Source organism: Pseudomonas putida group bacterium ESBL64 (genome assembly GCF_045277175.1).
Classification (GTDB): Bacteria; Pseudomonadota; Gammaproteobacteria; order Pseudomonadales; family Pseudomonadaceae; genus Aquipseudomonas; species Aquipseudomonas alloputida.
Window position 1 is genome coordinate 1309645 of the sequence record NZ_CP145799.1, and the last position, 23294, is coordinate 1332938.

Annotated in this window: 23 protein-coding genes and 1 pseudogene; 7 read left to right on the plus strand and 17 right to left on the minus strand. The window is 58.8% G+C overall.

All coding sequences use genetic code 11. The features are described 5' to 3' along the window. Positions 1-138: a hypothetical protein gene (locus V6093_RS05840; protein ID WP_179053510.1), complete on the minus strand. Its 138-nt coding sequence runs from the start codon at positions 136-138 to the stop codon at positions 1-3. Positions 139-361: 223 nt separating this feature from the next. Here V6093_RS05840 and V6093_RS05845 point away from each other — a divergent pair, with 223 nt between their 5' ends. The 4 genes from V6093_RS05845 to V6093_RS05860 all read left to right on the plus strand — a co-directional run bounded on the left by V6093_RS05845 (position 362) and on the right by V6093_RS05860 (position 4490). Continuing rightward, positions 362-1468 (plus strand): alkene reductase, encoded by a 1107-nt coding sequence (locus tag V6093_RS05845; protein WP_047602924.1) that lies wholly within the window; start codon positions 362-364, stop codon positions 1466-1468. A gap of 69 nt (positions 1469-1537) precedes the next feature. After that, a complete protein-coding gene (locus V6093_RS05850) occupies positions 1538-2524 on the plus strand; it encodes a zinc-binding dehydrogenase (protein WP_047602925.1) in 987 nt (328 codons plus the stop codon). Between the two features lie 493 nt (positions 2525-3017). After that, entirely contained in the window at positions 3018-3740 is a 723-nt protein-coding gene (locus V6093_RS05855) for an NAD(P)H-dependent oxidoreductase (RefSeq protein ID WP_014861577.1), read from the plus strand. A 69-nt stretch (positions 3741-3809) separates the two neighbouring features. Then, positions 3810-4490, plus strand: a complete 681-nt coding sequence (locus V6093_RS05860) for a hypothetical protein (protein ID WP_014861576.1) — start codon at positions 3810-3812, stop codon at positions 4488-4490. An 18-nt stretch (positions 4491-4508) separates the two neighbouring features. On the opposite strand, the gene dapB is transcribed toward V6093_RS05860, so the two are convergent. The 13 genes from dapB to V6093_RS05925 form a co-directional block, all read right to left on the minus strand. Beyond that, positions 4509-5369: a 4-hydroxy-tetrahydrodipicolinate reductase gene (gene dapB / locus V6093_RS05865; RefSeq protein WP_267827643.1), complete on the minus strand. Its 861-nt coding sequence runs from the start codon at positions 5367-5369 to the stop codon at positions 4509-4511. Positions 5370-5412: 43 nt separating this feature from the next. Next, the gene (locus V6093_RS05870; RefSeq protein ID WP_052196214.1) at positions 5413-5691 is read right to left on the minus strand and encodes a YciI family protein; all 279 of its coding nucleotides are present in this window, start codon (positions 5689-5691) and stop codon (positions 5413-5415) included. Between the two features lie 46 nt (positions 5692-5737). Next, complete coding sequence (locus V6093_RS05875) at positions 5738-6751, minus strand: AfsA-related hotdog domain-containing protein (RefSeq protein ID WP_346641271.1); 1014 nt, start codon at positions 6749-6751, stop codon at positions 5738-5740. A gap of 112 nt (positions 6752-6863) precedes the next feature. Then, entirely contained in the window at positions 6864-7535 is a 672-nt protein-coding gene (locus V6093_RS05880) for an autoinducer binding domain-containing protein (RefSeq protein WP_218643551.1), read from the minus strand. Positions 7536-7592: 57 nt separating this feature from the next. Further along, the gene (locus V6093_RS05885) at positions 7593-8186 is read right to left on the minus strand and encodes an acyl-homoserine-lactone synthase (RefSeq protein ID WP_256658252.1); all 594 of its coding nucleotides are present in this window, start codon (positions 8184-8186) and stop codon (positions 7593-7595) included. An 82-nt stretch (positions 8187-8268) separates the two neighbouring features. Continuing rightward, positions 8269-8985 carry an autoinducer binding domain-containing protein gene (locus V6093_RS05890; protein WP_052196216.1) on the minus strand — a complete coding sequence of 239 codons (717 nt, stop codon included), beginning with the start codon at positions 8983-8985 and terminating at the stop codon, positions 8269-8271. A 33-nt stretch (positions 8986-9018) separates the two neighbouring features. After that, positions 9019-10572 (minus strand): FAD-dependent oxidoreductase, encoded by a 1554-nt coding sequence (locus V6093_RS05895; RefSeq protein WP_406669736.1) that lies wholly within the window; start codon positions 10570-10572, stop codon positions 9019-9021. Positions 10573-10642: 70 nt separating this feature from the next. Then, positions 10643-12652: an acyltransferase family protein gene (locus V6093_RS05900; protein WP_108078389.1), complete on the minus strand. Its 2010-nt coding sequence runs from the start codon at positions 12650-12652 to the stop codon at positions 10643-10645. A gap of 65 nt (positions 12653-12717) precedes the next feature. After that, positions 12718-13734, minus strand: a complete 1017-nt coding sequence (locus tag V6093_RS05905; protein WP_047602930.1) for a ketoacyl-ACP synthase III — start codon at positions 13732-13734, stop codon at positions 12718-12720. Next, entirely contained in the window at positions 13731-13976 is a 246-nt protein-coding gene (locus V6093_RS05910; RefSeq protein ID WP_047602931.1) for an acyl carrier protein, read from the minus strand. The genes V6093_RS05905 and V6093_RS05910 overlap by 4 nt, the downstream gene beginning before the upstream one ends. Then, positions 13973-15331: a class I adenylate-forming enzyme family protein gene (locus tag V6093_RS05915; protein ID WP_047602932.1), complete on the minus strand. Its 1359-nt coding sequence runs from the start codon at positions 15329-15331 to the stop codon at positions 13973-13975. Before V6093_RS05915 ends, V6093_RS05910 begins: the two co-directional genes overlap by 4 nt. Further along, complete coding sequence (locus tag V6093_RS05920; RefSeq protein ID WP_047602933.1) at positions 15328-16029, minus strand: SDR family NAD(P)-dependent oxidoreductase; 702 nt, start codon at positions 16027-16029, stop codon at positions 15328-15330. The genes V6093_RS05915 and V6093_RS05920 overlap by 4 nt, the downstream gene beginning before the upstream one ends. Further along, positions 16022-16324 carry an acyl carrier protein gene (locus V6093_RS05925; protein WP_108078388.1) on the minus strand — a complete coding sequence of 101 codons (303 nt, stop codon included), beginning with the start codon at positions 16322-16324 and terminating at the stop codon, positions 16022-16024. Before V6093_RS05925 ends, V6093_RS05920 begins: the two co-directional genes overlap by 8 nt. A gap of 605 nt (positions 16325-16929) precedes the next feature. Here V6093_RS05925 and V6093_RS05930 point away from each other — a divergent pair. The 3 genes and pseudogenes from V6093_RS05930 to V6093_RS05940 form a co-directional block, all read left to right on the plus strand. Continuing rightward, a pseudogene (locus V6093_RS05930) lies at positions 16930-17227 on the plus strand (LysR family transcriptional regulator); the annotation flags it as partial. A 54-nt stretch (positions 17228-17281) separates the two neighbouring features. Beyond that, on the plus strand, positions 17282-17860 hold the full coding sequence (locus V6093_RS05935) for an NAD(P)H-dependent oxidoreductase (RefSeq protein ID WP_003253953.1): 579 nt from the start codon (positions 17282-17284) through the stop codon (positions 17858-17860). A gap of 166 nt (positions 17861-18026) precedes the next feature. After that, positions 18027-18410: a MerR family transcriptional regulator gene (locus V6093_RS05940; RefSeq protein ID WP_003253954.1), complete on the plus strand. Its 384-nt coding sequence runs from the start codon at positions 18027-18029 to the stop codon at positions 18408-18410. 69 nt (positions 18411-18479) lie between these two features. On the opposite strand, the gene V6093_RS05945 is transcribed toward V6093_RS05940, so the two are convergent. Genes V6093_RS05945 through V6093_RS05955 form a run of 3 tightly spaced genes read right to left on the minus strand, consistent with a single transcriptional unit; the run spans position 18480 to position 23293 of the window. After that, complete coding sequence (locus tag V6093_RS05945) at positions 18480-21089, minus strand: RND family transporter (protein WP_143999999.1); 2610 nt, start codon at positions 21087-21089, stop codon at positions 18480-18482. A 33-nt stretch (positions 21090-21122) separates the two neighbouring features. Then, positions 21123-21959, minus strand: coding sequence for an outer membrane lipoprotein-sorting protein (locus V6093_RS05950; RefSeq protein WP_003253956.1), 837 nt, complete (start codon positions 21957-21959; stop codon positions 21123-21125). A gap of 50 nt (positions 21960-22009) precedes the next feature. After that, positions 22010-23293 carry a DUF1302 family protein gene (locus tag V6093_RS05955; RefSeq protein ID WP_143999998.1) on the minus strand — a complete coding sequence of 428 codons (1284 nt, stop codon included), beginning with the start codon at positions 23291-23293 and terminating at the stop codon, positions 22010-22012. Between the last annotated feature and the right edge of the window lies 1 nt (position 23294).

Here is a 23294-nt window from a genome sequence, read left to right on the forward strand (position 1 = left end):
TCAGTTTTTCAGGACGCGGGCGCTGAGGGTTTGCGTGCGCTCGACGAACGCTGACGACTCTTCGGCCTGGACAGCCAGGGCGGACGACAGGCTGGCCAGGGTGGCGAGCAGGAGCAGGGCGTGCTTGATAACGGTCATGGAGATGCCTCGGTGAGCGGAAAGTGAGGCGGATTCTCGGCAAATGGCTGTGGCAGATTAATAGCGGCGCGCACAAATCAATTTTGTGCACCGAGCATGAACGGAGCATGCAGTTCCATAAGCGACTTGTGCCATGGAGGCAAAAGTGATTGTCCCCACGACGGCTGTTTCCATCCTGCGCCGCTGTCGAGAATCACCCCATCGACTTTCTCCGGAGACCGCCATGCGCAACGACCCGCTGTTCCAACCGCTGCCACTGGGTGGGCTGCAGTTGCCCAACCGCATCCTCATGCCACCGATGACGCGCTCACGCGCCGCGCAACCAGGTGACGTGCCCACGGCGCTGATGGCCGAGTACTACGCCCAGCGCGCCAGCGCCGGGTTGATCGTCAGCGAAGGCACCTGGATCTCGCCGCTGGGCAAAGGCTATGCGCGCACGCCAGGCATCTACAGCCAGCAGCAGATCGACGGCTGGCGGCTGGTTACCGAGTCGGTGCATGCCGCGGGCGGGCGGATTTTTGCCCAACTGTGGCATGTCGGCCGCTTGAGCCACAGCAGCTTGCTCGGCGGCCAGGCGCCAGTGTCGTCCTCGGCGGTGCAGGCAGTCGGGGTCAATGTGTTCATCGACAACCCCGATGGCACCCCAGGCTTTGTCCAGGCATCGCAGCCGCGAGCACTGGCTGAAGACGAGATCGGGCAGATTGTCGAGCAGTATCGCCAGGCCGCACGCAATGCCATGGCAGCTGGCTTCGATGGCGTCGAGCTGCATGCCGCCAATGGCTACCTGGTCAACCAGTTCCTCGACTCAGAAGCCAACAGCCGCACCGATCGCTACGGCGGCTCGCTGGAAAACCGCCTGCGCTTTCTCGATGAGGTGACCCGCGCGTTGGTCGATGGCACTGGCGAGCGCAGCCGGGTCGGTGTGCGCCTGGCACCGCTGACTACCCTCAATGGCTGTGTCGATGCAGATCCGGTCACCACTTACACCGCGGCCGCCCAGCGGCTGGGCGAAATCGGTATTGGTTACCTGCATATCGCCGAAGCCGACTGGGACGATGCGCCAGACATGCCGGTGACCTTCAAGCAGCAGCTGCGCGAGGTATTCCCAGGGGTGATGGTTTATGCCGGCAAATACACCGGCGAGCGCGCGCGTGAGGCGCTGCAAGCGGGCTGGGCTGATTTGATCGGTTTTGGCCGGCCGTTCGTGGCTAACCCCGACCTGCCCGAACGCCTGCGCCAGCATGCGCCGCTGGCCGAGCATGAACGCGCCACCCTGTTTGGGGGTAACGCCCAAGGGCTGACGGACTACCCGACTTTACAGACGGTCTGATAGTCATTCAGTGAAAGAGCCTTCATGGCATTGGCACACTCCCTTATACCTTTCGAACCAGGAATGCTCATGTCCACCTCGTACCAAGCCTGGGGCTGGACCCCGGGCGCTGGCCTCGATGGCCTGCAACTGATCCGCAAACTCTTGGCGCAACCAGGCCCCGGCGAAGTGCTGGTAGCTAACCGCGCCATCGCCCTCAACCCGGTGGACTGGAAGATCTGCGAATGGGGTCACACCGACTGGCGTCATGGCACCGTGCCCGGGGTTGACGGTGTAGGTATCGTCGAAGCCGTCGGCGCTGGTGTGGATATCCCAGTCGGCACTCGCGTGGCTTACCACCAATCGCTCTCACGCGATGGCAGCTTCGCCGAATACTGCCTGGTAGACGCCTACTTGCTCATGCAGTTGCCAGCCACTATTGATGACAGCGTCGCTGCCACTGTGCCCTGCCCGGCTCTTACCGCCTGGCAGGCATTGGCCAAAATTGCCCAAGGCGCTTCAACCGATGTGCTGGTGATCGGAGCTGGTGGCGCGGTGGGCTTCTATCTGGCGCAACTGGCCGTACAACGTGGCTTGCGTGTGTGGGCCACAGCCGGTGAGCGGCACCATGCTGCGCTAAAGGCCCTTGGTGTGGTCGATGTGTTCAATTACAACAACGCCCAGTGGCAGGCACAATTGCAAATCGCCTTGGGCGAGCGCCCTCTGCATGCGCTATTCGACACGGTCAGCGGCGCCCACGCTGCCAGCCTCGCCCATCTGCTCGGCTACAACGGCCACTTGGTGTGCATCCAGGACCGCCAGGAAACCGCGCCACTGCCCGCATTCAGCAGCGCGATCTCGCTGCATGAAGTGGCCCTGAACAGCGTTCACGCCCACGGTCGGCTGCTCGATCACCAGGCACTACGGACCCAGGCGCAACAGCTGCTGCAACACGTCGCCGATGGCCAACTGATTACTCCGCAACGCCGGCTGTTCGACTTCGCTGAGCTTCCCCTGGCACTGCGCCAGCTCAAAGAGGGTAACGGCGGGGGCAAGTGGGTCGCGCAACTGGGCTGACTGCGCTTCACAGGATGGTGTTTGCTGAAGCAGGGCCTGATGTTTGAGCCTCGGCTCAGCCTTAAACATGCTGCAAATTTGAGCAGTGCCCCACCTGTGCGCTAGCAGCTCGGCAATCTGACTTGCCCGCTGTATCGGCAAGCGTGTCAGTGCATCCTTGAGATACGGATTCGGACCATGCCCATTATAGGTAAGTACGCCGATGGCGACGTGCCGGGTCTGTCTCTCACTCAAAGCCAAAAAAGCCAAGATCGAGGCTCAATGGCGCAACGAAGCTGGCGAAGTCATCACCCTGCATGGGGTGCACGATCCGGCGCAGAAACCCACTGACGCACCGCTGGGCGCCCCCCTACCTGAGATAGTTCGCAGCTAGCCGAAATGCCCCCGTTTGGCCAGAGTTTGCGGGCGAACGGCGTGAGCCTGCCCTGCATGAGATGGGCTGAGTATGCACCGTTCGTTTACTTCCATCAGCGAACGACTCCCGGGAACACACATGAAAGTACACATCGTCCATGCCCACCCTGAAGCCAAGAGCTTCAACGCTGCACTCACAGCCCAAGCCCGCAGTCACCTCACTCAGCAAGGTCATGAAGTCACGGTTTCAGACCTCTACGCGATGAACTGGCAGGCACTGTCCGGGCGTGGCAACTTCACAACCTGTGCCGACCCTGACTATTTCAAGCAACAGGTCGAGGAGGCGCACGCTACCGAAAACTCAGGCTTTGCCCCGGACATTCAAGCAGAGATCGACAAGCTCTTTGCTTGCGACGCGCTGATTCTGCAGTTCCCACTTTGGTGGTTCTCGATGCCTGCGATTCTGAAGGGCTGGGTAGATCGCGTGCTGGCTTACGGTGCGGTCTATGGCGCCGGGGCCTGGTATGACAACGGCAAGTTCGCCGGCAAGAAAGCCATGGTTTCGCTTACCACCGGGGGTGGCGCCTCGATGTACGGCCATGACGGCATCAACGGCAACATCAATACGCTGCTGTTTCCCATTCAGCACGGTGTACTGCGTCTGACCGGCTTCGATGTGCTCGAACCCTTCATCTGCTGGCAACCAGCAAGTGTCTCCGCCGAGGTTCGTGCGGACTACCTACAAGCCTACCGTGATCGCCTGGACCATTTGTTCACAGCCGAAGCGCTGCCTTTCGCCAGCCTCCACGACTATGACCCCAGCACGTTCCGCCTTCGCCAAGCCGCGACGCAAAACACCTAATCCCCCGCGTTGAGAAGCAGCCCGCGCTGCTTCTCGTCGGCTATGCGCCCATTTGAGATGGAATCCAGAATGAACAAGCTCGAAAAAATTCGCCATTTCGCGATAGACACCAATGGTGTATTGCTGAGCGATGTCTATAGCACTCCAATTCGTACCTTCGTCGAACGCCATGGCGGCCACTACACGGCCGATCTAGAACGCCAGATACTAGGCTCGCCGCATATGGCCGGGGGGCACATCATGGCGCTGGCCTGCAACCTGCCCTGGACAGCCATGGAAACCATAGATGCCTTCCTCGCAGAGCAAGCCCAGTACGCCGCACGCCACCCTGTGCAGCTGGCACCGGGAGCCGTTGCCTTGCTCGCCCGGCTCAAAGAAACAGGCGCTCGTATCACCGCATATGGGGGAAGCACCAAGGCAGCGATCTTCGACCGCTACCTGGCGCCGGTAAGTGAGTACTTCGATGCCGACCTGCCTTACATCGACATGGGCCACGCACGCCCGGGCATGGCTGAAATCCACCGTCAAACAGCTACCAGTGCCGGCGAGCTGGTGTTCATCGATGACCTGAACCGGGTCGCCCAAGTGAGCAAAACGCTCGGTTGTGGCTTTATCGGCAAACCCGCAACCCTGTACCAGAAACAGCAGATGCAGGCATCGGGTGTGCGGTTCATCTGCAAGGATCTGGACGAGATCGACCAGACACTCTTGCAAGCGCTGGACCAATCCTTGCGACTAGAGCACCACTAGCCCGCATCGCACTCACGCTCAACTCACTGCCAAGCCAAGCACCGCCTGCATGGAATATACCCCGGCAGGCTGATGCCAAGCCCAGCGTGCCGCCCGCAGCGCCCCTCGGGTGAATACCTGCCGATCTAGTGCCTGGTGGCTAAGGGTAAATACTTCTCCTTCGCCCGCAAAGATGAGTGAGTGATCCCCCACCACTGAGCCCCCCCGAAGGGTGGCGAAACCAATGGTGCCCACTTCACGGGGGCCGGTCAGCCCATCCCGCACGCGCACCGCCTGGCTGCCTAGGTCCACCTGCCGGCCCTTGGCGACCGCTTCCCCCATCATCAACGCCGTGCCGGACGGTGCATCTACCTTATGACGGTGATGCATTTCCAGCACCTCAGCATCCCAATCCTCCGCAGGTAGCACTCGACCGGCAATTTCAGCGAGGACACTGAGCAACTGCACCCCTACGCTCATGTTGCCAGACTTGACAATGCGCGCCCCTTGGCTGCCAGCAATCGCCGCTTCCTGCTCGGGGTTGAAACCAGTCGTACCAATAATGTGAACCAACCCTCGGGCCGAGGTGTACTCCAAGCATTGCAACGTGACTTCGGGCTGGGTGAAATCAAGCACGCCATCAGCCCCGTCGAGCGATCGCAACATATCGTCAGTGAAATGCACCCCAGTCGGGTCACTCCCCACCACTTCAGCGCAGTCCTTGCCAACCAAGCTGGAACCAGGCCGTACCACCGCAGCATGCAGGCACGCACCCTGGGCATGAAGCAAGCTTCGCACCAGTCTCTGACCCATGCGCCCCGACGCGCCCAATACCACCAGTCTTATTGGTCTATCCATAGGTATCAAAACGTCTCCTTTAAAAAAAGCGGCCGCCGTCATGCTTACGGCAACCGCGATAACTCGCTCCACGACTGCAAACGTATCAAGCCTGGAACGGAGCGCCTTTGAACAGAGGGTTGAATGCGCTCACCTTGTATTCGACGATGCCTTCACTGACATAGGAGTCCTCCTTCAAGATGGCCTGCAAGCGCTCGTCGTTCACGGCATGGGCAACGATGACGCCACCGCCAGCTTCCAGCTTGGGGCCGGCCAGGATGAATAACCCCTCAGCGATATACTTGCGGACCCACTCGACATGTGACTGCTTGTGGGGTTCGGCTAGTGCAGGATCAACGATATAACGCGTTTCGATTATGAGCATCTGTAATTCCCTTTTTGGATGTTCAACAGCAAGAAATATGACCCGTTCAGGCAGCCACATACCCACGCTTGATCAGCTTGCCCATAGCTGTTTCCTGATCCTCGGACAACGCTTCAAAATACCAGCGGACCTGGCCGTCCAGTGCAACGAACGAACGAACATGGGCCTCGAAGCGCAAACCTTCGGCATTGGCAATGCTGATGCCTGTCACCCGTTTGGGATCGGCTAGAGCCGGCGCGGTGACGCAGTGGCCGCGTTCGAGGAACGCCAGTTGCGTTGTCTCTTGACTGCCCTCGTCCAGTGTCAGACAACATTCATGGCGCACGCCCGCAAGCGGGCGGAAGCGATCATTACTTAAGGCAAATACGCTGCGCAAGCGTTCGAAACGTCCTAACTCGATCACGCTCGCCACTGTATCAATGGTGCCCAGCAGATAGCCACGCTGATAGAACGCCACTCGGTAGTGGATCTTGCGTGGCTTTGGTGACGGCTCTGTCTGCAGGTCGTCGACCACCAGCTCGATGGGATACATCAGCTCGGCATGAGAGAAAAAGCTCGCATTGACTTGATTCCAGCTGACGGTCACTTCCCCACGTACGTGCGCGGTCGTGTGATAAAGGTGGTGATAAACCGCCTGGCGCTGCGCCTCTATCAGCATGACACCGGGTACATGCTCGTGGGATTTTCGATAGAAGTAGTAGTGATCGGCGTAATTGATAAGCTCGTAACTGCTGGAGAGGTGCCTTGGGCTGGTTGCTGGCATCTCCGAGGCCTCCAGCAACGGCGCGGCCAGTTGATAGGGAACGCCCCGCCGGGCTTGCCAGGCATCGTCACGAGCAATGGGCTGCGGCAGGATGCCATTGGCCAGGTACTCATCCAGCGAAGTCGTTGGGAGGGAGAAGCGCCTGCGGCCATCCGCCTCCTGCCGATACGGCAGGTGCGCCTCATCAGCGGTGGTTGCCGGCTGGTACAACGGCCATGCCGGCCTGTAGTGGCGGATCAAGACATCTTCGCCGTTATCCTTATGCAGCCATCTTGGCTGAATTGACGCCTGTTCCATTGCATCGGTCCTTTTGCTGATATCCCTGAGCCAGGCCAGCCCCTGTGCAGGCCTGCCACCCTTGGGTCGACTCAGGTTATCAAGCGTGGCCTCACAGACAACCTGCGAACTTTCACAGAATGCCAACCCTCGCAGCCTTAACCACAGCATGCAGTTTGTTGGACGCGGACAACTTCAAGACGCAGTTGTCGACATGAAAATTAACCGTCCGCACCTTGATATCCATGATCTGGGCGATTTCGGCAGAGGTCTTGCCTTCGGCGCTCCATTTCAATACTTCAAGCTCCCGGGATGTCAATGACGCCACGTCCGGGCATTGGCTCTGGCGCACCAACTGGGCGTGGGTCAACTGGCCGAACATCGCCAGCATACCTTGCAGCTCCAGCAGCTCCATGGCCCTGCACGGCTCCTCCTGGCGTGCAAACGTGACCAGGCTTTGGTAACCCCGACCGTCCCTGATACACAGCGACACCCCATACCGGATGCCATGCGCCTGAGCCTGCTCGGCGAACGGACGCTCAGCGAACTCGCTGCAATTCCAGATCTGCGGTGAAACAGCATCGGTGCAGCGGCGTACCACGGGGTCGATGCCCACATAGTCATTGTTCTGATAGGCCATTTGCCACTCAATCGGATAATTGCTGAACATACCGATGGACGGATTGAAAATGGGCAAAGGGTTGCGGGTGCCGCACGCAAAAAAGTCGAATCCCAGTTGTGTTACCCAACGCTGACAGACCGAGAACACCTCTGCATCGCCCGCCATTTTGATGATGTCTTCCATGAACATGCGTCCGGATAGCATGCCTAAATACTCCCAAATGAATACGGGGTGCCGAGGCTACCGAGCCATGAGCGCCTGACGGGTGATTTCATTGAGCTCAATTTTCAGGGCCACAGCCTTTTCGACACCGATCTGCTGAGCTGGCCCCAAACGCGACAGGTCGACGCCAAGGCGCCGCAGCAAACGCTCGACACCCGTGGTTGTCACGGTCACATAGCGGCTGAGGTTGCGTGCGAGGCCAAAAGCCACGACTGCTCGGATAGCATGGGTCGTACCGTGGGAAAAGCGGCCTGCTGATCGCGCCGGGCTATCGATGGCGAACCGGCTCAGTTCCCAAACGTCAGTGCAACACGGTGCAGGTTGACCATCCAGCAATTGCGGAAAACTGTGGGCAAGCATGTTAGGGCCTGTGGTTGGCATCAGGCGCCAGCAACCGATCGGCACCTGCGGATCGGTCGGATCGCGGACCACCATGTAGTACGGGTTCAACGCATCGTAACCATCGATTTCCATGTCATCGATAATGCTCACATCCCATTGCTTTCGGTCCTTGAAAACCCTCGCGCGCAAGGCATGCATTGCCTTCAGGTGCGCGCTGTCCATTTCACTGCGTTGCTTTATCGAGATGAGCATTGCCACATTCCATTGCATCAAATATCGCGTTGAAATTTATAGTTACAAACACGATTGTGTCACCTCTCAGATATGAGAGGTGACACAAACGTATTTGTGCTTATGGGTTGATCAATTTGGTCTGCAGGGCCTTGACGACAGCTAGCTGGCGAGAGCTGACGTTGAACTTGCGACGGATGTTCTTGAAGTGGAACTCGATGGTCGAGGACGAGCAGGAGAGAATCATGGATATTTCCCACGTGGTCTTGCCTGCCGCGCTCCAAAGCAGCACCTCGAGCTCCCGCTTGGTTAGAGGGTCATGCGACCATTGACTGCGCGACAGCAGAGAAATTGCGCTTTCCAAGGCAAAATCACGTAGCAGGGTAGCGCGGCCCAGTGTGTCATCCAGATGTCGCTGGTACGCCTTGGCGCAACCACCCTGCCACACTAGGCTGAGCATGCCACTGTGCCCCATTCCTCCGTGCAGGGGCAAAGCTACACCGTGCTGCAGGCCATAGGCGGCGGCTTCTTCGAAGAATGTTTGGGCCGACGCGGAATGGCAGCTGTAACCGCTCCACGAAAACGGCAATGGCGAGCGCAGGCAATGTGATACCACCGGGTCCACCAGGGCGAACTGCTCCTCGTCATAGCGCTGCCGCCAGGCCTGGGGATAATTGCTTCTGATGAAAGCGCTTCGGTGATCCACCTGTGACCTGGACTTCAGGCCCAGCAGAATCTGACCATACCCCATGTTGCCTGCGAGCCCTCTCAAGGTGTCGAACCATTCGTCCAGAGTTGCTGTTACAGTCAATGCTCTAAATCGTTCGATGTCAGTCAAGATTTCCCCTCATTCCATGCATCTGATCATGCGTCAGACCTGTAGGGACTCCTCCGCAGGCCTGTAAAGTGCCAATGCAGGCAAGACGTTGCTCAGGTACGCCAAGAACACGTTCGGGTCATCAACCATCGCTTGGAGTGCAACCACGCCATCAGGCCTGACCAGCAAGGCTTCCCCCTTACGCAGCGCCATGGCTTGGTTACGTCCAGCCGACACCTCAATGACAGACACGACATCAACCTGCCCACTGGCCTGCAGTTGCTGACTCAACTGGGTAGGGCACGCCCCGCGAACCAGCAACACGAATCGCCCTGCTCGCATCAGTGCATGGCTGCTCTGCACACCCACGTCGGTGTGCATCTGGACAGAGGGCAACAAGCGGCCCACCCACCGCCCACCGCCGGCGACAAGGGCCTGCTCCCCGTACCGTTGACCCAGGCCCGAAAATGTCATTGGGAAGCCAACAGCGATGTGATGGCGGTTGTCCATTGTCGGCAGCCACCGGCGCAATGCGCCAGCCGGATCGCAATCCTGGCGCAGGATCAAACGGGTGTTGGCGTCGGTGGTCGCAATCATCTGAGCCGCTACCGGCTGGCGCTCATGCTCATAGCTTTCCAACACCGACGGGTACAGGTTACCGTTCAGTACACCTGCCAGTTTCCAGGCGAGGTTGAAAGCATCCTGAAACCCCGTGTTCATGCCCAAGCCTCCTACCGGACTGAACAGGTGGCAGGCGTCTCCGCACAGGAACACCCGGCCTTGCGAGTAGCGACGCGCCAGCCGGTTGTAGAAGCGAGAATTGGACTCCCAGATGATGCGCTCCAGCTTGACCCCACAACGACCGTAGCGGTCGGTGAGTTCCTGGTAGAACGCCAGAGGATCGCCCTGCACCTGGGCAACCTTGCCGTCGCTGGCCTTGATGATGACCCGGTGGGTACCGCCGGCCTGGGGGATGATGAGGAAAAAACTGTCCTCACGGACGTAGTAGTGGACCTTGCCAACCTCCCCTGCCCAACTGACCTGCGCATCGAACATGAAGAACTCAACACCGAAATCGCTACCTTCAAATTCGATGCCCATTAATGTTCTGACGGTACTTAGACTACCATCGCACCCCACGACGTAATCAGAGCTAAGAATACGGCCATCGTCCAGCTCCACCTCGACCCCCTGCTCGGTGGGCGTCAATGCAGTCACGCTGCTGCCTCGTTGCAGGCTCCCCCCCAGGTCTCGATAGGCATGCTCAAGCACAGCTTCGGTCTCGGGCTGGGAAATGCCGAGAATGTAGTCATGAACCGATGGCAAGTGGCGATAGTTCACATGCATCGTGCGCCGATTGTTCCAGTAGACCAACAGGTCGTGAATCGGCACTCCCTGTTCGATGAAGGCGTCCGCCAACCCGACCATGTCCATGATTGCCAGCGAGTAAGCGTTCATCGAGGACGCCTTGGACTGTGTGGAGCGCGAGTGACGCCGTTCTAACAGCGTCACATCGACCTGCATACGCCGTAACAAGTAGGCGGTCAGTAAGCCGACTGGCCCGGCGCCGACCACTACCACGTGATGCTTGCCTTGTTCAGTTTTCATATGAAGCTCCTTTGCCCGTTAAGCCATGGGCGGGAAATCTCGTCGCCCACGACATTGCCCTGCCGTAGGTTCAGCGCGCCGCCCCTGACAACGCCATCCCGTCCTTGCCAGCCTTAACCGAGGTACACAGCAGACACCCGCCCTGAGCCTGGAAGACCCCAGCCAGCGCCAGCGCACCACGACCACTCAGGTGATTGGTGTCGGCATAGGCAGGCAGACCGTCATGCAGGAAACTGCTGTCCTGAAGCACTTGGTAAGCCGCAGCCAAGTCGACCCAGTGAGCGTTCGCTATCCGAGCCACCATCGCCTTTACCTGGAGGTTGCCTTGCGCGCCATGCTCCACAGGAGCAGCGCCCAAGCGCAGACCGAGACGACTGAGCAGAGGCGAATGTTGCATCGAGCGGTCGAGCACTGGCGCATCGTGGAAGAAGTACAACGGTGTCTTCGCCGCAAACCTATGCAGGCGCTCCTCATTCAAGTCCACCGGTACGCCATCGACCTTTTTAAGTACATCGTATGCACCGGCAAATAGGTTGAAAGCGTTAACCACGAAAATGGCTTTGTAGCGGGCATGATTCTGCTCAATGAAATCAAGCATCGCTGCACATTTGGCGCGGCGTTCATCCGTCAACACGATAGCCGGTACGCGCTTGGCCATACCCCACTCGGCCACTTGGCAGCCACCCACTTCATATGCCGTAACGGAAAAGCCTTCCGCTTTCGCGAGGGTGTCGATGAAACCGCCCAATGCCGCACCGTGGGAGTCACCTACCATCAAGACCTGCTCGGAGGAATGCGCGCCGATGTGGCAGCGCTCATCCACGGCGGCCTTGCTGGGATCCAGGTCATTCACTTCCCAGCAGGGCGCTACCCAGCCTTCGGTCATATGGATGTTCTGGCCATTGACCGTCAGGTTGGTATACCGCTCACCCATTATCGGGGGCAAGTTCAATGCCTCCAGGCCGGTCATAGCCACGATCAGTGCAAAAGACCCCATGGAAAGCCCGGCAAAACCCGTGAAGGCGGCCTTGAACCCAAGCCTGGAACGAATCAAAGGGCGCTCTACACCCAAGTAGGTCAGTACTGAAAGCGCCACGATCAGCACCAGCAAGCAGGCCATCATGCCCATCGACAAGTCGTTGTCGCCCTCAACAAAGCGTGCGATTGCCAGCACAGGCCAATGCCACAGGTACAGTGAGTATGAGATCAGGCCGATGCCCACCAGCGGGCGCCAGGCCAAGACCCGGGCAATCGTCGAAAGCTCGCCGTCGGTGGTTCGCCCATATCGGATCAGCAGCAGCGTACCTAAGCACGGAGCCAGTGCGTGCAAGCCGGGGTATGGCTGCTCTGCCAACCACAGGAAACTGCAACCCAGCAACAGCCCGCCGAGCAAGGACAAAACCTCAAGGCGTGAACGCGCCTGGACCTTAGATGTCGGCGCCAAGGCGATGAATGCGCCCAACGCCATTTCACCGAAGCGTGGGATCGAGAAAAAGTACACGCCCGCTTGCTGCCCAGCGTCACGCACCCAGTATTCACCCAGGGCAAAACACAGTACGCCGATCACCATGCACCCGACCATCAACGCCCGCGTGCGCTGAGCCGGCGCCAGCCAGCGGCCGGCCACCCAGCTGCCAGCCACCAGCAAAGCTGGCCAAATGAAGTAGAACTGCTCCTCAATCGACAGCGACCAATAGTGCAAGAAGAAATTCTGCTGAGTATCCTGAGTGAAATAATCACTCGTGAAATGGTTGAACAGCGACAAGAGCACGAACTTCGCTGCAGGCAGCAACATGCTGTTCAGTTGGCTGGCAGCCAGTACGCTGACCAGAAATACCAGAAAAGCCGCCGGGAAAATCCGCTTGACGCGGCGGGCATAGAAACCTGTGAATGTGAAGGTGCCGTCGTTGATCGCCGATGTGATGATGCGGGTGATCAGATAGGCAGATATGACGAAAAACACATCCACTCCAGCAAAACCGCCCGGCAACCAGGCCGCGTTGAAGTGAAATGCCATGACCGAGAGAATTGCCAGCGCGCGCAGCCCATCGATGTCTGCGCGCCGTTGAAATCCATTCATTACCCTGATTCCCAGCCCCCTCTCCGGGGGCAAAAGGTCTTTGAAGTACCGCTGTCAGATGCGACTCAGGCAGCGACCTGAGGCACCTCGACCGGTTCGTAGAAGTGTGTACTGCTGAGGTCGACCCGAGCGGCGCCCAGCGACAAGCCGACGCCAAAGCCACATAACACTACGTGCTCGCGCTGCGGCCAGTCAGCCGCTGGTAAGGATGCGAGCAACAGCGGGATCGACGACGGGCCGGTGTTACCTACCTCGCGCATATTGATCGGCACTTTGGCGCGTTCGACGCCCAGCAACTTGCGCAGATAATTGAGCATGAAGCCGTTGGCCTGATGCAGCGCCAGTATGGGCACGTCTTCCAACGTCAGGCCGCAGTGAAGCAAGAGCTCCTCGATTGCCGGCGGGACACCGTTCAATGCAAAGTTCATGATTGCCGTGCCGTTCATGTGCAGGTAACCAGCTTGTCGACTGCCCCCTTCTGGCGGTGGAGAGCGCCAAGGCGTATAAAGATGCTCCCTGCCCCCTTGGGAACGTATCAGCAGGTCGATCCCGCCCTCACCCGCCTCCAGTAAGGTCGCACTTGCCGCATCACCGAACACCATCCTGACTTGCCGATCCGCCGGGTCAAGTAATGTACTGGTGACATCACCGGTACAGAGCAAGACCTGTCGACACCCCCCAGCACGAATCAGCATGGCTGCCTGATAGAGACCATAGATGTAGCCCGAACAGCCATAGTTGATATCGAACGCCACACAGTGCTCACTCAACCCCAAGCGCTGCTGCAACTGCACAGCCACGCCTGGCATGAGGTCATCCGGTGTTTGCGTCACGACCACGACGGCATCGATATCAGCTGCAGCCTTGCCGCTGCACGCCAGCAAGTGCCGTGCTGCCGCCTCGCAAAGCGCGCCGGTAGTCAGGCTGCCTGCAATCCTGACTGTTTCGATACCCGTGCTATGGATGATGCGTTTGACTTCCTGGGCGCCGAACTCACCCGCCAGCTCCGTCAACGCCAATCGTTGCTCCGGTAGAGCCGCGGTCAACGCTGCGATGCGCACCCCCGCCAATCCCACCTTCATTTTCGCTGACCCTCACTGCCAGCCTCATTGATGGAGGCCAGCAACTCACCGTACGTGGCAATTTTGTCGAAGACATCATTGCTCAGCGTGCGCTGATACTGGTCACGCACGAGTGCCAACACGGAAATCTGCGTCAGTGAGTCCCAGTTATCGAAGTGTCCAAGCGCTGCGTCGACGTGAAGTTGATCGACAGTGACCTCCAGCAGCTTGGCCAGCTCATTGGCGAAAGCTTGTTCGTTCATCTCATATCCTTGAGTGGGTTGCGATTCTTCTTGAAACGCGCGGTATGCAAGCTGTCCTGGGTGAGGATCACTTTGCGGGGTAGTTGGAAAGCCGGGAGTCGATCTTTGCAAAATGCGTAGAGCCGGGCCTTGAAGTCGGCAAGAGACTCATCTTCAGGAAGCGAAAAGGTCGCCGTGATCAGGCTGCCTGCAATGGCATGCCGCTCATGGCTAACCATCACATCCAAGATCCTGGGCAAGCCCTTGAGCACGTTCTCAATTTCACTGGGGAACACCTTCTCACCGCCCACGTTGATCATCTCTGTGGCACGGCCCAGCACTTTCATCCAGTCGCCCCGCTGCACCACCGCGTCGCCAGTACGGTAGAAGCCATCTTCGGTAAAGGGACTTGGAGCATTCAGATAGCCCAGCATCGTGCTGTTGTTGCGAATTTCCAGCAGCCCGTCGACGACCCGTACTTGGCATGCCTCATCGCCCAGTTTCATCCAACCTGAACGGGATGATTCAGAGCGCGCCGGTACCACACCGGTCTCGGTCAACCCATAGCTTTGCGACAGGCGCGCATGCGGCAGAAGCTTGTGCAATCGGTGCAAGACCTGCTCAGGCATCGGCTCGGCACTGTAATTGATGACTTCCAGTGAACCGAGATCGTGATCTTCGAAAGCACCACTGAGCAACAATAGGTTGAGGAAGGTTGGCGATGTGGTCAGTGCCTGTACCCGATGCTGCTCGATGGCCTTTGCCACCGGCGCAGGCTGGCGAGACGCCGGGATAACCAAGCAGCCACCGTTGAACAGCGTATAGAAAAGCGCATTAAGCCCACCGATGTGATCGAACAACAAGAACGCAATACTGGTGAGCCGCCGCTTGCGCTGCTGATGCCGCTCAAGCAACGCCAGTGCCTTGTGTACGCTGGCCTTGGGCGTACCTGAGGAGCCCGAGGTAAAAATGATCACACCTGGGGTATCTTGATCGCGCAGTTGCCTGATCAAGGCCGGCTCGATGCTGCGGGTATGTGGCGTCACGCACAACTGCCCCCGCTCATCGAAGTTAGCGACCCACTGCGCCTGGCAGATGTCATGCAGGACCTGCAGCTGTGCGCTGGGACGAGGCGTGATCAGGGCGACGGTACAACGGTTGAGCCAAAGCGCAATGAGAACGGCGATCGCATCGGGACAAAAATCTGTCACCAGGGATACCGTACTCCCCGGTTCAACCCGCTCAAGCAACACTGACTTGGCGTGGTGCACGCTCTCAAGCAACTGGTCATAGCAGGTTGGACGGTTATGATAGATTACCGCTGGGGCATGTGGATGCTCGGCAAACCGCTTCAACAGCGTCTGGAGTGCGTTCATACGCCACCCAGGTAAATGTTCTGCCCCGTGACGAACCCACTGTGCTCGCTGATAAAGAAGTCGACCACATTGGCCACATCAGCCATTTCACCGAAACGGGCAATGGCCTGGCGCGCCAGCAGACGCTGCATCTTGTCCTGCGGAACTGATCGAATCAAATCAGTCTCGATCGGTGTCGGGCCAACAGCATTGACGGTGATACCAAAAGCAGCCAACTCCCGGGCCATCACTTCGGTCAGTGACTTCACGGCGGCCTTTGACGCGGCATAGATCGCTTCACCCTCCAGCTTTAGTGGCGTGGCCACCGTGGTGAAATTGACGATGCGACCATATTTGCGGGTAGACATCAGCTTGGCCGCTTCACGCGCAAATAGAAAGCTGCCGACCACGTTGGTATCGAGAATCTGTTCCACGGTTGCCAGCGGTGTCAGCATCGTGTGGTTCATACTGGCGATACCGGCATTGTTGATCAGGTTATCTAGCCGTCCATAGTCCCGACGTATATGCGAAAAGATCGTTTTGGCCGTCGCCTCGTCAATGACGTCAGCGACGAAGTGCCGGTAGCCAGGCAGTTCCCAGTCGATGTCACTTCGACTGCAGCCAACTACCTGATGGCCGCGGGCGACATAATGCTCGACCAAAAACTTGCCGATGCCTTTGCGTGTACCCGTGATCAAGGTCACTGGAGCTTCATGCATGAGCGTGCTCTCCAATCAGAGTCACGACATGTTCAGTCAGTGATGCCACGCTGGCAAACGGGCTGCGCCGGGCTGACATCGCTTTCTCGCTGGCAAGCACGATCGCCACTCCAAACGCCTCTTCGACCGCTTCCTCTACCGAAACGATCAGTGACACCAACGACATGGAGTCCAATTGCCCTTCTGCGCCGAACAGCGCAGTTTCAGACCCTGCAGTACAGTCGACCGGTTGCGCCAGTACATGGCTCAGCCCATCTACCGCAGCAAAAATGATGCCCTCGACTTTATCCTTCACACGCAAATCCCTCTTGGTTATATCCAGGTCCGTTGAGCCAGAGATCAAGACTGCTGGCTGCACGTGGCCTGGGTATACTCTCCAAGCGGTACTGACTTTCCTAGCTGGGAAGATTCACACTGCGAGTTTTGACAGGTGCCGGCTATAACTTTGAAAACACTGTTCACGCGGCAAGATCGAGCGGTGACAACGTAGAGGGTTGTGTGCAAACGCCTGGCAAATGTCAGAGTTTTGCGCCTTGGGCAGTGACGTGCAGAGTCAGCCCTTCATTAGTCGGCGGGCGGGTAGTCCTGACCGGTGATTCGAGTAAGCCCATCGCTGTTTCCGAAAGAGCCATGGTGACCTCCTGAACCTGCCAGAAGCCAAATACTCATCTCGTCCACGATCCCGCTCCATCGAAAAACCGAACTGGGGTCTATCCCATTCTGGTCTCAAATCTGGCCTTGAATGACTTTCCCGGCAATCCGTGAAGAACCCCAAAAAAAAAGGTCTGCACGACCGGTATGAGGTACGAGGCCTCTAAACGCACACCCTCAACGGAACCTGTGCGGCCGGCTCATCTCGCGCCGGTAAGGCTTCATAGACGCTTTGGCTGTAGGTCGGTACGCCCCCAGCGCGATCGCGACCCGTCAGTGTTGGTGATGCCGGTCGATCATGCCTTGACAGGGCTCGCCCCCCCTGACGTTCAACGACACCCTCAGCCACGCTTATGTCGCCCTCAACGCCAACAGTGCCCTCGCCGTCTATCTGGAGGCGCAAGCCCTTCAAGCCGGTTGGCGCTTGCAAGTGCGAGTGCTGGCTCAACGCACATTGCGTTTCTGCGCCCGCTCATTCGACGGTTTGCCGGGCTCCAGCCGAGCGCTGCTGGACTGTTTGTCTCTACCGCTAACCGGCAAGGCTTGACTCTACCGTAAGGGGCAGACTTTACCCTTGGCACTTCATTACCTGGAGTTTGTCATGAAGCGCAAACGCATGCTCGTAATCCTCGGCCACCCTTCGAACGACAGCTTTTGCGGCGCTGTGTCCGAACGTTATGTCGAGGCTGCCACGCAAGCAGGCCATGAGGTGCGCCTGCTGCGCCTGGACACCCTGGATTTCGATCCGGTCTTGCACGATGGCTATAACCAGATCCAGTTGCTTGAGCCCGACTTGATCAACGCACAGAACGACATTACCTGGGCCGAACACCTGACATTGGTGTACCCGATCTGGTGGGGCGGCATTCCGGCGTTGCTCAAGGGGTTCTTCGACCGCGTGTTTCTGCCCGGTTTTGCCTTCAAGTACCGCAAGGGCTCGCCCTTCCCGGATAAGCTGCTCAAGGGCCGCACGGCTCACCTTTTGGTGACCATGGACACGCCGCCGTGGTACTACCGGTGGGTGTATCGCATGCCGGGCCTGCACCAGATGCGCAAGACCACCCTGGAGTTCTGCGGCATAAAACCCCTGAAAACCCTGACCTTCGGTCCGGTATTGGGCTCCAAGCCGGAACAGCGTGAAGCCTGGCTCAAACAAGTCCAGGCAGTCGCCAGCCGCTGATCGGCCCCGGTCGGGCCGTGCCCCTGCGCCGCCCAGCCGGGCCTCCCTGCTGTGACACCTTGTCCAACTTGGCTTCCCACACCCTGACGCTTGTGCAAAGATGTCGCGCGCCTGTACGAGCACGCGACATCTTTTTGCTTCTGATGCGTCATAAAAAGGGATTTTCATGTACATCGGCAAAGCTGCCCAGCTGTCGGGCACCACCGTCAAAAGCATTCGACATTACGAAGAAATCGGCCTGTTGCCACCCCCGCAACGCGAAGGCAAGTACCGCATCTACAGCCAGCAAAGCGTAGAGCTGCTGACCTTCATCAAATGCGCTCAGCAACTCGGCTTCAAGCTCAAGGAAATGCAGGCCATTCTGCAGGATCATCGCGGCCAGGAGCTGCCCTGGGATCTGGCCATGCAGGCCATCGATAACAAAAAGCAGGAATTGATGGGGCAGATCCAGGCCTTGCAGCAAGTGCATGACGGCTTGGTTGAGTTTGAGCTGAGCCTCAAAGATGCTCAGATGCAATGCCAGTTCGAACACCTGGAAAAGGCCCGCTGAATCCGCTCCGCCGCCCCTGACCGGCCATGGCGCCCCGTGCCGTTTTCAGCACGCAGGCGCCCCGGCGATTTAGCCTGGCACAGCCCCACCCCCCGGCTGCTCGCCCTCTTGCACGGCTGGCTGCGGCACAATCGAGGCAAAGAACCACGGCGAAATCAGCGTGACCAACAAAATGGTCATGAAGCCGCTGGATGACAGCGCCAGTATCACCAATACACCCAGGTCAATGACGGGTTTGTAGGCGGAGAACAGCAGCGCGACAAAGCCCATCGAGAAGATCACGACGTTGACCACCGTCGAGCGCCCGACGCCCTGCATGGCCGCCAGGATGGCCTCGTCGATCTCGATGCCCTTCTGCACCAGCATCTTGATCCGTGACAGCAGGTGAACGGCGTAATCCACGACGCCCACCACCAGGAACGTCACCAGTGTGGTACCGATGTTCAACTCGATATCCAACAGGTACATGCTGCCGTAAACCGTCACCGACGTGGTCAGCAACGTCAGCATGCCGAGGATGCCCAGGCGTACTGACTTGAGCCAGAACATCATCATCAAGGTCACGGCCAGCAACGCCAGCGAGAAGCTCAGCACCTGACCCTGGGTGATTTCCTGCAACACCCCGGTCCATATGTACGGCGTACCGGCATGGGTGACCTGCAGGTTGGCCGGTTTGTTGATGGCCAGCCAGGCGTCCAGTTTATCGAGCATCGCCTGGTAATCGCCCGCCACAGAGGAGGTCATGGTGAACAGCGTCACCGCCTTCGAGTAATCGGCATTGAGCACGTTCTGCAAGTCAGTGCCGCCACCGTTCTCGAACATCATGATGTGTTGTTCGATGAGCGAGTTGCCATCGACATCGAAGGTCTCCGGTTTCCCGTCATCATCGACCACCGTCACCTGCTCCACCGCCTGCGGCACCCGCAGGAAAGCAGGGTTCATGTCGTTGAGCACGAGGTTCATGCGCTTGATGTAGGTCGCCACCGAATAGGTGTAACTCACGTTCGGCTGGGCCTTGATGAACTGGTCCAGACGTTCGAGGAACTGCACGGTTTCAGTGGTCAGCGCGCCACGCGGAGTCTTGGTGTCGAAAGCGATCCAGCCCGGCGATGTACCGGCGACTCCGGCCCGGTTGATGAATTCGTCGGACATCCGCACCGGGCTGTCCTTCTTGAAGTAGGCAATGCCCGAGTCTTCGATATCCACCTTGAACGTGAACACCGTCATCATCGCCAACAACGGCAGGGTCACCAGCAATACCGGCTTGCGCCAGCGAATCAGCCAGGCACAGAACACCACCAGATAGTGGGAGATCAGCGACGCTTTCAGTTGCACTTTGCGCGGGACGGCATCTTTGCCCCAGATCGAAATCCACGCCGGAATCAGTAGCAACGAGATGATCAGCGCCGCCGTCAGGCCGATGGACATGAACACGCCAAAGTTGCGGATGCTGACAATGTTGTTGGTGGTGGAAATCAGGAACGTCGCAATAGTCGTGACCGTTGTCAAAACTACGGGCGTGACCATCAGGCGCTGGGTTTCCCGGTTGGCTTCGCGGAAAGACTTACCCGAATTGAGCTGTTCGTAATACTCGGCCATGACGTGGATCGCGTCGGCACAACAGATGGTGAACAGGAACACCGGCAAGACACTGGTGAGCAAGTCCATCGGCACCCGCAGCAGCGCCATCAGGCCAAGGGTCCAGATGGTGCAGAACAGGATATTGAACAGCGGCAGCACCACGCCCAGTGGTTTGCGAAAGAAGAAAACCAGCAGAGAGGTCACCAGCAGGAACACGATCGGGAACAGCATCGCCAGGTCGTGATCGATGATTTCCTGCTGGGCCGCAATGAAGATCGGCATGCCGGCGATGAACACCTCATCGGTGAACTCCGGGTGGGCGGCCTGGTACTTCGCGATGATCTCGCGGACCTGGTGATAAGCACGCAACTGGGCCTGAGCGTCGTCCTGTTTGGTGCCCAGTTCGGCGACGACCATGGCGACTTTCTTGTCCGCCGAGACGACGCCACCGACCATCTGCTCGTTGCCCATGATCTGCGCTTCGACCTTGATCGGGTCCATATCCAGGGCGTGCAGGGTCTTGTGGATCCATAACTCGCCATCGGCACTCAAGCTGATGTTTTCCAGGTCAGCCATCGAGGCCATTTCCTGGATCGGGTTGAGCCGCTCGGCAAGAAAGCTCAAAAACTGCAGGTCATGGCTGTCCCAGTGCCGGGCAATCCCATGGTCGCGCAGCGCTTTGGCGGCAGCGTAATCGTTCTGCGAAAAACCCTCGGCGAGGATCTGCACCAGCAAACCCTGGGCATCAGGGTCGCCACTGTGCAGGCCGACGATGCGCTGCAGTTCGACACGGTCCTCATCGTTCGCCAGCATCAACTGGCGTATGGCCTGGGACAGCTCGAACTGGGCGTTCAGCGACGTGGTGTTGAAGACACTCACGGGGTTGTTCAGCGCCACCATGACCGAGTCATACGTGCCGGTGAACTCGCGCTGCAGATCAATGATCGTCTTGCGCGCCGGGTGAGTGTCCTTGAGCAGATACGGATTGGTGTCCGACATCAGCGCGCCGAGGGTGTAGGTGAAGTAGGCGGTGATCGCCACCAACACGAACACAATTGCCCGCGCATAGCGCTCGACGAAGTTCAGGTATCTTTCCATGAATGAGGGTTCCAGATGAATCGAGAGCGGCGCTTAGCGGGCAGACACGGCGTATTCCGGCAAGTCGCCGGCTTTCAGCCCGCGCTTGATCGCGGTCTGCGTGAACAGGCGGTCGTCCAGCGCGACGTTGTACTGCAACTGGTTGAAGCGCAGCTGAGAGCGCGTACCGGCGATGAAGTCCTCGGTTTCGCTGAAGGTAATGCTGTCGATCTGGTCGATGGTTTCAGTCTTCAGGGTGCGCATCTGCTTGAACATCACACCTTTTACATCGAAGAAGTCCTGGCGCAGCACCAGTGAGTTCTTCTTGTCAACCCAGACCTTGAGCTTGTTGTAGCCGGTCTTGGCCAGCACGGCAGGCGTCGCCGGCTCACGCTCGATCACGTAGCAATCGCGGCCCTGCAACTGCTCTTCGCCAACCAGCGTTTGGCGATAGTCTTCGGCGCGAATCTTGTCGAGGTCGGCATAGGAGTAGTCGCTACCCATGAACGCCCCGCGTTTGTCGGTGGTGGAAATCCTTCGGGTCTGTCGGCTGACCGGCAAATACATCCATTGGCTGTCTTCGAGGCCCAGGGCCTCGCGCGGGTTTTCGATGTGGAAGGCGACGTCACGCACATCACTCGGCGCGGAGAAATACATGGTGAATTTGTCGCTGTCCGGGTAATCCTTTTGCAGGTAGCTGAACTCGCGGATGCGGCTGTTACCTTGCTTGTCGATCAGGATCAGGGACACCTGGGACATGAAGCTCTTGCCGTCGTCGCGGTCCCGGGCCTGGCGAATGATGTCGTCGGCCGTGCGTGTTTCAGCTGCCATGGCGGCAGCGGCGCTCAGCAGCAGTGCGCTTACAGTCAGGGTCTTGAAGATGGGCAACATGGCGATTTCCTTTTCATTGTTTGAGTGGTTCGCACACCGCACCGGTGTGGTCAGAACAGATAACCGGCGGACAAGCGCACCTGGTCGCGGTTGTCGTACGCACCGAACTGGCGGTCGGGCTTGCCGAAGAACACGTCGACTTCGAGCCCCAACTTGAGCCAGTCCACCGGTTTGTAGGTGAAGATCCCCTGAACGAAACTGTCGTCCTGCGCTGGCGGCGACATGCCGAATACCAGACGGGTCTTAAGGCGATCCTGGAACTGCGAGCCTTCGGCAGACACGGTGAACAGGTCGTCGCGTTTGTCCTGGACCATGCCGGGCTGCCAGTCGAGCAGCCGCTGATGTTGCCACTGCGTCGAGATCAGCCAGTCCCGCAAGAGGTAATCGACGCCCAGCAGCGACTTGGTCATCGCCGTCTGGTCGCTGCCGTAAGCGCGGTAAGGATTGGTGATGCGCCAATTGTCGAAGTAGGCGACTTCACTGCGTACCACGATGCTGTGGCCGGCATCGATGGCCACACCGGCGCCGCCCATGGAATAGCGCGGGAATTGCCGCTCGAGGCGAATCAGGCCCTCTTCGGTCTGGCCTTCAACGGCGTAAACCGGGTCCTGTTGGCGGGCGTTGAGGGCAACGAAGCTGACATCCACCGTGCCGACCCGGCCGTTGGCACTGGCGCCGTAACCGAAGCCACTGTGACCGTCATACCCGGGCCGCGAATCGACCACGAACATCTGCGGATCGGGTGTGGCAAAGATCGGTGCATCGAACTCGCTGCCGACGGCCGGCGCCTGGTTCTTCACGAAATCAGTGATCACCAGCGCTTCCAGCTCCCACTCGGCGACCGGCTGCACCAGGCGAATCATCGGCACGGCGATGCGGCTGTCTTCCAACAGACCGATCACACCCTCGCGATAATCCAGCGGGTTGATCTGATCGAGCACCCGTAATTCATCTGCACGCCCCCACACCACCTGCTGCCAGCCCACCGTCAGCTCGCCGTCATCGACGTAGAGCCCCCAGTAAAGGTGCCGCCAATCGGCAGTGGCCCGGTAATCGTCCCGGGCTTGCGCGCTGTATGGGTTGTTGCCGTCATAACGGAAGTCGTAACGGGCTCGGCCCTTGGCCTTGTAGTAGCCGCTGTCCCAGGCATCCTCCAGGCTGAACTTGAGGTACACGGCCTTCTGCGTGACCCGGTCGTCACCGTGCAGACGCACGGCCGTGGCAACGCCGATCTCCGCTTCATGGTGCTCCGGCAACCACTCGGCGATCGCCACTGGCGAGCCGAGGCTGACCAGCGCGGCCAAAAGGCCGCGGTTCAATCCCAGTCGAGCCATG

Bases quoted from the DNA above. Each gene is read 5' to 3' on its own strand.
- V6093_RS05945 (WP_143999999.1), bottom strand. From the start codon at position 21,089: ATGGAAAGATACCTGAACTTCGTCGAGCGCTATGCGCGGGCAATTGTG.
- V6093_RS05935 (WP_003253953.1), top strand. From the start codon at position 17,282: ATGAAGCGCAAACGCATGCTCGTAATCCTCGGCCACCCTTCGAACGAC.
- V6093_RS05895 (WP_406669736.1), bottom strand. From the start codon at position 10,572: ATGAAAACTGAACAAGGCAAGCATCACGTGGTAGTGGTCGGCGCCGGG.
- V6093_RS05840 (WP_179053510.1), bottom strand. From the start codon at position 138: ATGACCGTTATCAAGCACGCCCTGCTCCTGCTCGCCACCCTGGCCAGC.
- V6093_RS05870 (WP_052196214.1), bottom strand. From the start codon at position 5,691: ATGCTCATAATCGAAACGCGTTATATCGTTGATCCTGCACTAGCCGAA.
- V6093_RS05880 (WP_218643551.1), bottom strand. From the start codon at position 7,535: ATGGAAGACATCATCAAAATGGCGGGCGATGCAGAGGTGTTCTCGGTC.
- V6093_RS05850 (WP_047602925.1), top strand. From the start codon at position 1,538: ATGTCCACCTCGTACCAAGCCTGGGGCTGGACCCCGGGCGCTGGCCTC.
- V6093_RS05955 (WP_143999998.1), bottom strand. From the start codon at position 23,293: ATGGCTCGACTGGGATTGAACCGCGGCCTTTTGGCCGCGCTGGTCAGC.
- V6093_RS05875 (WP_346641271.1), bottom strand. From the start codon at position 6,751: ATGGAACAGGCGTCAATTCAGCCAAGATGGCTGCATAAGGATAACGGC.
- V6093_RS05900 (WP_108078389.1), bottom strand. From the start codon at position 12,652: ATGAATGGATTTCAACGGCGCGCAGACATCGATGGGCTGCGCGCGCTG.
- V6093_RS05845 (WP_047602924.1), top strand. From the start codon at position 362: ATGCGCAACGACCCGCTGTTCCAACCGCTGCCACTGGGTGGGCTGCAG.
- dapB (WP_267827643.1), bottom strand. From the start codon at position 5,369: ATGACGGCGGCCGCTTTTTTTAAAGGAGACGTTTTGATACCTATGGAT.
- V6093_RS05885 (WP_256658252.1), bottom strand. From the start codon at position 8,186: ATGCAATGGAATGTGGCAATGCTCATCTCGATAAAGCAACGCAGTGAA.
- V6093_RS05910 (WP_047602931.1), bottom strand. From the start codon at position 13,976: ATGAACGAACAAGCTTTCGCCAATGAGCTGGCCAAGCTGCTGGAGGTC.
- V6093_RS05860 (WP_014861576.1), top strand. From the start codon at position 3,810: ATGAACAAGCTCGAAAAAATTCGCCATTTCGCGATAGACACCAATGGT.
- V6093_RS05855 (WP_014861577.1), top strand. From the start codon at position 3,018: ATGAAAGTACACATCGTCCATGCCCACCCTGAAGCCAAGAGCTTCAAC.
- V6093_RS05915 (WP_047602932.1), bottom strand. From the start codon at position 15,331: ATGAACGCACTCCAGACGCTGTTGAAGCGGTTTGCCGAGCATCCACAT.
- V6093_RS05905 (WP_047602930.1), bottom strand. From the start codon at position 13,734: ATGAAGGTGGGATTGGCGGGGGTGCGCATCGCAGCGTTGACCGCGGCT.
- V6093_RS05920 (WP_047602933.1), bottom strand. From the start codon at position 16,029: ATGCATGAAGCTCCAGTGACCTTGATCACGGGTACACGCAAAGGCATC.
- V6093_RS05940 (WP_003253954.1), top strand. From the start codon at position 18,027: ATGTACATCGGCAAAGCTGCCCAGCTGTCGGGCACCACCGTCAAAAGC.
- V6093_RS05950 (WP_003253956.1), bottom strand. From the start codon at position 21,959: ATGTTGCCCATCTTCAAGACCCTGACTGTAAGCGCACTGCTGCTGAGC.